The organism is Silvanigrella sp. (assembly GCF_044369315.1).
Lineage (GTDB): Bacteria > Bdellovibrionota_B > Oligoflexia > Silvanigrellales > Silvanigrellaceae > Silvanigrella.
This window is the reverse complement of the sequence record NZ_JBIPMD010000136.1, coordinates 1-8,730: the sequence shown is the minus strand read 5'-3', so window position 1 is coordinate 8,730 and position 8,730 is coordinate 1. Positions and strand designations below refer to the sequence as shown.

The following is an 8,730-nucleotide window of genomic DNA, read 5'->3' as shown; positions in this document are numbered from 1 at the left end:
CTCTGACAATTTTAAAAGTCTATTTTCCATCTCCATTTAAATCTCCTCCTCAAAAGGAGATTTAATTCTGGATTTATGCTTTGTAAAAATCACTTATTGGGAGGACACTTTTTAAATGAAATTTTGAAATTGAAAATTTATATTTCGTGTTTATTTATAGCACAGCTTTTTCCTTATTTTTAGGCAATTTTAAAACAAATGCATTTATCACAAAGATATTATTGTATAAATAAAAAAATTTTGATAAAAAAATGAAAATAAATTAAACAATATTTCATATTTTTTAGCAATTTGAATTTACTGTTAAAAATACAAAAAATGATTACCAAAAATATCATATATTATTTTTTAGATATTTTTATTATTAATTATAATAAAAAATGTAAATTTATTTGTTATTTATAGACAATTTTTTTGACAACTTATTGTTAAATCGTATATAGAAACAAAATTGCAAATATACTCATCTTTTAATTTGCAATTTCAGCAATTTATATCTTTTGCTTTAAGTATTTTGTTTTTTTTAGGAGAAAAATACATGACATTTCAAAAATCTTTAAAACTCACTGCACTTGGCTTGGGTATAGCGAGCGTTGCATTGACAGGTTGTAATAAAGATAAATCCAATGATGGAACTAATGGTTCTAATGGAATAAATGGAAAAGATGGATCAGTAACAACTCCAACTACAGTACAAGATCAAAATGGAAATGATGTAAAAAATGTAGCCGGACAAACACTTACATTACCAAAATGTGAACAAGCTGGTACAAAATGTTTTGTTAGATCAAAAACAACAGATAAATTTGGAAATACTGTAGAAACTTTACAAGAATTTGATTTAACTAAAGATAAAGTTAAAATTGTACTTCCTTCTGGTAATGCAATACCATCAAACGCATGTGTAAGTTACAATGTTCTTGTTACAGATCCTTTAGATGCTACTAAGTGGACTGATATCACTTCTTTTTATACTTCAAAAAATGGGCAACATAATGGTGATATTCAAGTAGAACTAGATGAAGCTTCTAAAAAAGATTTCATTCTTGATGGCTGACAGATTTGTGCTAAAAGCTTCTTAAAAATTAATGAAACTGATGAAGATAAAATCTCTAATCTCACAAATAAAACTCCAACACGTGTATTTTCTAATGGTTCTCAAGAAGGTCTAAACAATAAAGTAACATTAAATGTAAGAATAGGATCATTATCAAATCCGAATCGTGTTTCTGCTTCACAAACATTGGATGTTGTTGTAGCTCATGTAAGTGTAAGGCAAGATGGTGTTCAAAGAACCCATTTAATTCCTGCCGGCTTAAAATCTAATTCATTTAAAATATTTGGTGTTCTTACTGGTCGTAGCAATTCCGAAGTAGAGTTAAGAAACAATGGCGACATTGAATTAACAGACTCTCTTGCAGAAGTTGAATTATTTGATGCACATAAAAAGAAAATTAGCGTAAGTTACGATGCTGTTCAGCGTGGTTGGGTTATTGATTCCTCTGGTATTGCAGTAAGTCGTGAATTTAAAGAATACCAAGTATCTGTAAAAATTAAACCAAATGTAGCAAATAAAGAAATTGAATTACCAGCATATACTCAAGAAGTTTTAATAAAAGTAATTCCATCTGTTCCTATGAGCTATAAAATTGTTAAATTAAATACAAATGTATTTGGTAGACAAGAATTTGATATTTTAGCAGCATATTCAGATAAACCGGCTGATTTTAAATCTATCTTTGATAGCAACCATAATAATGGCACATTTGATGTTGAATATACTTTAATTGACTTAAATAATAAAAATACACAAGCCCACAATTTTAGCATTGTAACATCAAAAGAAGCAAATTCTAGCACAGGATTATTTGTTAAGAATAAATTAACAGATAAAATTGCTGGTAATTTAAATTCAGCTTCTTCTAAGCGCTATATTGATGTTGGAAATACTCCATTTTTCTCAAATGAAAATAACAATTTTTATGAACTTGCAGTTAAGGTTAAATTTATCCCAAATTATTTAGATGGAAATGATTACAAAGATCTTTCTGCTCATCAAATTGCTAAAATTAAGTTAGAAAGTGCTGAGTATAAAAAAAACTAAAGATATTTTAGATACGCTATATACAAATGATTTAATTGATAAGCAATATTTTGTAGTTTCTAAAACACAACCAGTATTAAAACAAACATTTAGAAGTTATGAAACAGATGGATATAAAGCACTTCTTAAAGTGAAAGCTTCAAGCGAAAATGCTAAAACTATATCCTTGCCTCAAGGTGGTCACGCATATGATGCCGTTAAGCTTAATTTGTGTTCAAGGGCTCTTACAGAATTGTATGTTGGTGAAGTTAAAGTTGATGGATACAATAACAATGCTAAAATAGCAGAGTTAATTGCAAATAATACAAACTTTAACCTATTCTCTGACTTTAAAGACAGAAAAAACGAATCTATTGCGAACCGTAATGTAATTTGTGCATCAAATAAGGGTAGTGGTTCAGTAAGCTTTAAATCTACTTTCCAAAACCTTGAATCTAATGAGCTAAAAGTAGAAGCAATTCCTGCTGTTGATACTCCTGTTGTCGTAATGAGATACGAAGGGGACACTGTAGGCACTGTAAAATCAGGTGATTTCAAGTTTGTAAACACAAAAGAAAAATCTATCGTTCTATATTTCTTAAAGAGTAATGGTGAATTTGGAACTAAAGTTGATAATGCTATTGCAACAGCTATTAATCCAACAGTAGTTGTTTTAGGCAATAATCAAGTAAATAATAATCACAATAAATCCCCAATTACTTTAAGAATTGAGCAAAGTAAACCTGAAAATCTTAAACTTGTTTTAGAAAGCCCTATGGGTGATAATAGTTCAGTTAATTATTTCTCTTCTTCTATGCAAGCTCAAAGAGCTTCATTTAATACTGGCGTTTCTTCAGTTGTAACTCCTGAAGCTATGAAATCAACATACTTTGGTCATATGAATCATTTATTATTAGGTTCAACAATATTAACTTCTGAAGTTAGTTTTGAAAATTATAAAGAAATTTATAATTATAATGAAGGTTGGGATTCAAATGCTCATATCTCTACTGAAGATTTATCAAAACTTCAATTAGATTTATCTTCAGCTCAAAATGATTATAATACTAAAAAGGGTTTAAGTGACGCTGAAAAAACAAAATATGACAATTTGGTTAGAGCAGTAGATAGTGATGCTGCTATTCTACCTGAAAATAAACAAGTAGAAAAAGATAAGATATCTAAAGAAGATTATAATAAGGCTTTAGCAGAAACAAATAAGGCTGAAAATACTCTTAATGCGATTAAAGAGAAAATTAATAAAATCAATGAAAAAATGGCTGGACAATCTGTTTAAGAATTAACAAAAACAGATTATTATATGTTTTCTTATTATCCTTAATTCCAGATACCCATTCCTAAATGGGTATCTGCTTCATAGTCAGTCTAAACAGACGTGTTTAGACTGATATATTGTATTTAATACATTTAAATTTCTCTCAATTTAAATTAAATAAATAATATCAAATTCTTAAAAAATAACCCTAAAAAATATATAATAATTATAGATATTTGAAATATAATAAAATAATTTGCAAAAAAATTGCTTTAAATATAATCAATTTATTAAAAAGTATAATTTTTAGATAATTTCATAAAAATTTAATGAAATTGTCATTTTAAAATATGAATAAGGCAAAATAAAATAAAAATTAAATAAATAAGAATTAATAAAAATTATTTAATAAATATTTAAAGCATATTGTATTCTTATTTTAAAAGGAAATATTTATACAATTAATGTCTAATATGTTTCAATGGAGATAGGTTAATTCATTAAAAACAAAAATTTGTGTTTATATTATATAAATAAGTTGTTGTTCTATTAGGGTTATTTTAATTTAAGGTTAAATAAATAATTAATTAAATGAATTTGTTATTTTATTATTTAAATTAATTTAAATTTTAATTTATGAAAAATATAAAACTTGGCTAGTTAGTTAATTCATAATAAAGATTTCCAAAGAAATTTTTAATCATTACCAATTGAAATCATAACATTTTAATAGATTTTAATTAAATTTAAAAATAAACGCATTTCATCGCATTATTAAATTTTTATTAAAATTTTGACATTTACAAATTCTGTGATCTATAGTTTCAAAATTGCAGATAAAACATTGTTGTTAATTTGCAATTACAATAATTACCTGTGTTTTATTTCAAATTTTATTCTTTTTTATGGAGAAAATTTAATGACAATGAAGAGTTCTTTAAAACTTACTGCTGTGAGTGTTGGCGTTGCAACTTTGGCTTTTACTGCATGTAACAATAAATCTAATGACGGAAAAGCTGCTGAAGCTGCAAATTCAAATGAAAAACAAAATACTAAAAAAACAGCACTTGAAATTTCTTTTGGTGGCAGCATTCCATTAGGCGGATGTACAACTTATTCTCTTTCTTATACGGATGCTGAAGGTAATAAACAAGCATTAGCGACAAGCAATGTAAATAATGATAAAAATTTAAGCATTGATTTAACTGCAGAATCAAAAACAATGTTTAAATTAGATACAAGCAAAAATACTATTTGTGCTGTAACTACAGAATCAGGTACAATTGGTGAAGAAGATTACCAAACAAAGCCTAAGGAAAATGCTGAAGCTACTTTAATTGCAAATTATAAAGATTTATCAACTGTAAACAATGTTTCAGTTAAAAATTCAATATTGAAAGAGATTGCTCTTAAACTATTTAATTCTGAAACTTCGACATACTCAGATTTTAGATCACTTGATATTCCAGTAGGTTTGAAATCAACTGATTCTCTAAATATTCATATTCAAGCTCAAGCAATCGATAATAGCGTAACTGATAGTATCTCTGACGAAGCTTACTCAATTGAATTTTTTGATAGTGATAATAAAAAAGTAGACTATTTTACTTACAATCCTAAAACAAAAGGTTATGTTTTCGATTCTGCTCAATTTAAAAAAGTAGACTTAAGCAAATCAAGTGAGCTTAAGTTTAAAGTTAAAGTTGTTCAAAAAAATTCTATGAACACAAAAGCATCTGAGCAAGAAATTAATGTTAATTTATTAAATCCTATTGTAACTGAAATTAAGTCACAAAATATTCAACCAAATTATCAGATTAAAACAACAAATGAATTTAACTTTGTTGCTGTTTATTCCGATGGTTCTGAACAACCATTATTTAATCGTGATAAAAATACATTAATATATTCAGCAAATTCTGATATATTCAAAAATATAAAAACTGAATTAAAGCTTAATAATGAAGAATTACCAGAAGATAAAATTATTTTTACAGCTAATTCAAATAAATTTGTTATTGGTGATGATACTAATCTAATTTCATCTAAAGCGAATAAAAATCATCTAACATTAAATGTAAGTTTCAAATTAAATATTAATGAAGCTGCAAAGCCCTTTTATGAGAAATTTACTATTAATGCTAATCAAATTGAATATACATTTGATAATGTTATGGTGATTGGTAACACAGCTCCAAAATTAACATTAGCTTTCTTAGAGTTAGCTGATGTTTCTGGGGCAATTAGTTATCAAAATGTATTAAAAGTTAACAATAAAAAAGTTGCGAAAGGTGCAACTGAATATGTTAATGGCGATTCAACAGATAGTTTAGCTTTAAAGTGTGTTAAAGCTGTAGCTTCTTTAAGACTATCTGATTCAGATTCTACAACAATTGTAGATAATGTTAATTATGTTTATACAATTCCACAATCTGTTACAGATAAGTTTTCTTATAATGCTTCAACAAAAGTATTTTGTGCTAAGAAAAATGCAGATTTAACAGACAAAGTAACTATTTTTGCTCAATATAATGGCTTGAAATCTAATAATGAATTAGAATTAGGAGTTGATAAAGCAATTAAAACAAATGCGATTACAATTGCTACTAAATCTGGTAAAAAAGAATTTATATTCGATGGTAAAGTGAATGAAGTAACATTAGTTCCATTTGAGACTCTTAGTGACGACACTTTAGGGGCAGAAATCTTAAGTACAGAAGTTACAGATAAACTTACATATTCTGCTGTAGATCCTGCTAAAGTTACTCCTTTTGTAGTTAATGGAAATAAAGTTAAATTATCTTCAATAGTAGGATATGAAGGACAAGATAACTTGTTTAAATTTATTTCTTCTACTGATGCAACACTAAATGCTAAATTAACAGGATCTGTTTACGTAAAAGTTGCAGCAAAAAAATAAAAATTAATTTCAACTTTTATTTTGCAAGAAACGTCTAGAATTTTATTCTAGGCTTTTTTATTTTTTATCAAACTCAAATAAAAATATTCGTTTTACTTTTTTTTATCACCCATAAAAGCTTTAAAAAAGACTTTAAATACGCTATACTCCTTATAAAAGTCTTAAAGGAGTATTTTATGGTATCTACTTTTACCCCTGACGAGCTTGAATCACTTATTGGGGGAAATGTTAAATCTCTAAGATTGTTAAAAAACTTAGACAGGGTGAGTCTTTGTGAACAAGCTGGTATTAGTTTAAATGCCTTAAAAAATCTTGAAAATGGCCAAGGTACAAATTTAATGACATTAATCCGGGCATTAAAGGCTTTGGGGAATGAAGACTGGGTAAATGCAATTTCGCCAAAAGTAACAATCAATCCTTTGCATATGGTTCGAAATAAACCCATTCGGCAAAGAGCAAGCCGCAAAGTTAAATTGGGGAATTCAAAAAATGAACCCAAATAAAAATTCTCAAACAAAAAAAATGAAATACAAAAAAGTAAATTTAATTAAAGTTTATATTTGGAATAAATATGTAGGTGCTGTTGCTTTTGATCCTTCTTTAAATTTTTATGTTTTTGCTTATGATAAAATGTTTAGCATAAATAAAATAGAACTTTCTCCATTGCATATGACTGTAAATGAGACAGAACAGCCCTATGTTTTTACAAATTTGCCAGTAGAAACATTTAAAAGATTACCTGCTTTGTTATCCGACTCATTACCCGATGACTTTGGAAATGCTTTGATAGATCGTTACATGGCGGAAAAAGGAATTCCGAAATCACAAATTTCACCGTTGGATCGTCTCGCTTATATGGGTAACCGCGCTATGGGTGCCTTGGAGTTTAAACCTGCTTTTTATTCTGCAAAACAGAAACCCACTATTTTAGAAATAAACAATCTTGTTACGGAAGCGAGAAATGCGGTGAAAGGTAACATTCAAAATGAAGATGAATCTCAAGCAGCATTAAGAAGTATTATAGAAGTAGGGACAACTGCTGGCGGTGCAAGAGCAAAAGCCGTAATTGCTTGGAATCCGGTTACGAATGAAATTCGCTCAGGGCAAGTTGAGGCCACAAATGAGTTTGAGTATTGGTTACTCAAGTTTGATGGCATGGGGCAAGACAAAGAACTTGGTGCCACCCAAGACTATGGCAGAATAGAATATGCATATTATTTAATGGCAACTCATGCCAAAATTCAAATGTCGGAGTGTCGTCTCTTGCATGAAAATAACCGTTCTCATTTTATGACCAAAAGGTTTGATCGAGAAAAAGGAAACATAAAACATCATATTCAAACCTTATGCGCAATGGATCATATTGACTACAAAAAAAAAATCAACCAATAGTTATGAACAATATTTTTTAGTAATTAGGCAATTATCTTTAGGGCATCATACTGAGATCGAAGCTTTTCGGCGAATGATTTTTAATATTATGGCAAAAAACTGTGATGATCATTCTAAAAATTTTTCATTTATATTAAAACAAAATAGTGCTTGGGAGTTAGCCCCCGCTTACGATGTTACGTTTGCTCATAATCCAAATGGAGAATGGACAAATCAGCATTTAATGTCCGTGAATGGAAAATATAAAGATTTTTTATTGTCCGATGTTTTAACGATTGCAGATCGATATGGAATTGGAGAAGCAAAAACTGTTATTGATGAAGTAACAGAATCAATTCATCAATGGCCGCAGTTTGCAAAACTAGCTCACGTCGGAAAAAAAGAGATGGATCATATTCAAAAACATCATTTATTTTTAAAGTAACTGTTTATTTATATTTGTAAAAATTTAACCTGTTCAGTTTCTGGTCACCTCCTTTTTTCTTTAAAATTTTTTGTTACTCAAACCTTTGGCAAATAATCAAGAGGTTTATTTGTTTTTTATAAGGATGTTGAGTTGGAAAATTTGCAATTGTTAGATGTTAAAAATGATTATTTATTTAAACGCATATTTGGAGAAGACGAAGAAATATTTATTGATTTTGCGAATAGTATTTTAAATTACCCAGAGGAAAGAAAAATTAAGTCTGTCACTTTTTTAAATAATGAAGTGAATAAAGACAGTGAGTTTGATAAAGAATCTCGGTTTGACGTAATTGCTCAATTAAATGATGGCTCGTTTGTGAATTTAGAAATGCAAATGCGGAATACGGGTGAGTATGAAAAACGTTGTTTGTACTATTGGGCAAAACTTTATGAAAAACAATTAGGCAAAGGAGAACCTTATCGTGTACTTTCTCCTTCCATTTGTATTCATGTTTTAAACTTCAATTTTTTTAAAGAAAAAGAAGAATTTATGGTGCGCCAAGATAAGTGCGTAAGAACCAGTGAGTGCGAATCTCACCCACGTAAAGATTAGCCATCAGCGTGGAAGTAAGCAGTGCGATTAATAAGGTAACA

The 8,730-nt window shown here is 28.3% G+C and carries 8 protein-coding genes; all 8 read left to right on the top strand.

Annotated features, from left to right (window positions below; all coding sequences use genetic code 11):
* The first annotated feature begins 538 nt into the window (after positions 1–538).
* Entirely contained in the window at positions 539–1,057 is a 519-nt protein-coding gene (locus ACIQ56_RS11140) for a hypothetical protein (protein ID WP_397601134.1), read from the top strand.
* A gap of 186 nt (positions 1,058–1,243) precedes the next feature.
* A complete protein-coding gene (locus tag ACIQ56_RS11135) occupies positions 1,244–2,104 on the top strand; it encodes a hypothetical protein (protein WP_397601133.1) in 861 nt (286 codons plus the stop codon).
* Positions 2,082–3,380: a hypothetical protein gene (locus tag ACIQ56_RS11130; protein WP_397601132.1), complete on the top strand. Its 1,299-nt coding sequence runs from the start codon at positions 2,082–2,084 to the stop codon at positions 3,378–3,380. The genes ACIQ56_RS11135 and ACIQ56_RS11130 overlap by 23 nt, the downstream gene beginning before the upstream one ends.
* 898 nt (positions 3,381–4,278) lie before the next feature.
* The gene (locus ACIQ56_RS11125) at positions 4,279–6,279 is read left to right on the top strand and encodes a hypothetical protein (protein ID WP_397601131.1); all 2,001 of its coding nucleotides are present in this window, start codon (positions 4,279–4,281) and stop codon (positions 6,277–6,279) included.
* Positions 6,280–6,455: 176 nt separating this feature from the next.
* Positions 6,456–6,782 (top strand): helix-turn-helix domain-containing protein, encoded by a 327-nt coding sequence (locus ACIQ56_RS11120; protein WP_397601130.1) that lies wholly within the window; start codon positions 6,456–6,458, stop codon positions 6,780–6,782.
* Positions 6,769–7,671 (top strand): type II toxin-antitoxin system HipA family toxin, encoded by a 903-nt coding sequence (locus tag ACIQ56_RS11115; protein ID WP_397601129.1) that lies wholly within the window; start codon positions 6,769–6,771, stop codon positions 7,669–7,671. The genes ACIQ56_RS11120 and ACIQ56_RS11115 overlap by 14 nt, the downstream gene beginning before the upstream one ends.
* On the top strand, positions 7,643–8,095 hold the full coding sequence (locus ACIQ56_RS11110; RefSeq protein WP_397601128.1) for a type II toxin-antitoxin system HipA family toxin: 453 nt from the start codon (positions 7,643–7,645) through the stop codon (positions 8,093–8,095). The genes ACIQ56_RS11115 and ACIQ56_RS11110 overlap by 29 nt, the downstream gene beginning before the upstream one ends.
* Positions 8,096–8,227: 132 nt before the next feature.
* Positions 8,228–8,689 carry an Rpn family recombination-promoting nuclease/putative transposase gene (locus ACIQ56_RS11105; RefSeq protein WP_397601127.1) on the top strand — a complete coding sequence of 154 codons (462 nt, stop codon included), beginning with the start codon at positions 8,228–8,230 and terminating at the stop codon, positions 8,687–8,689.
* Positions 8,690–8,730: the final 41 nt, after the last annotated feature.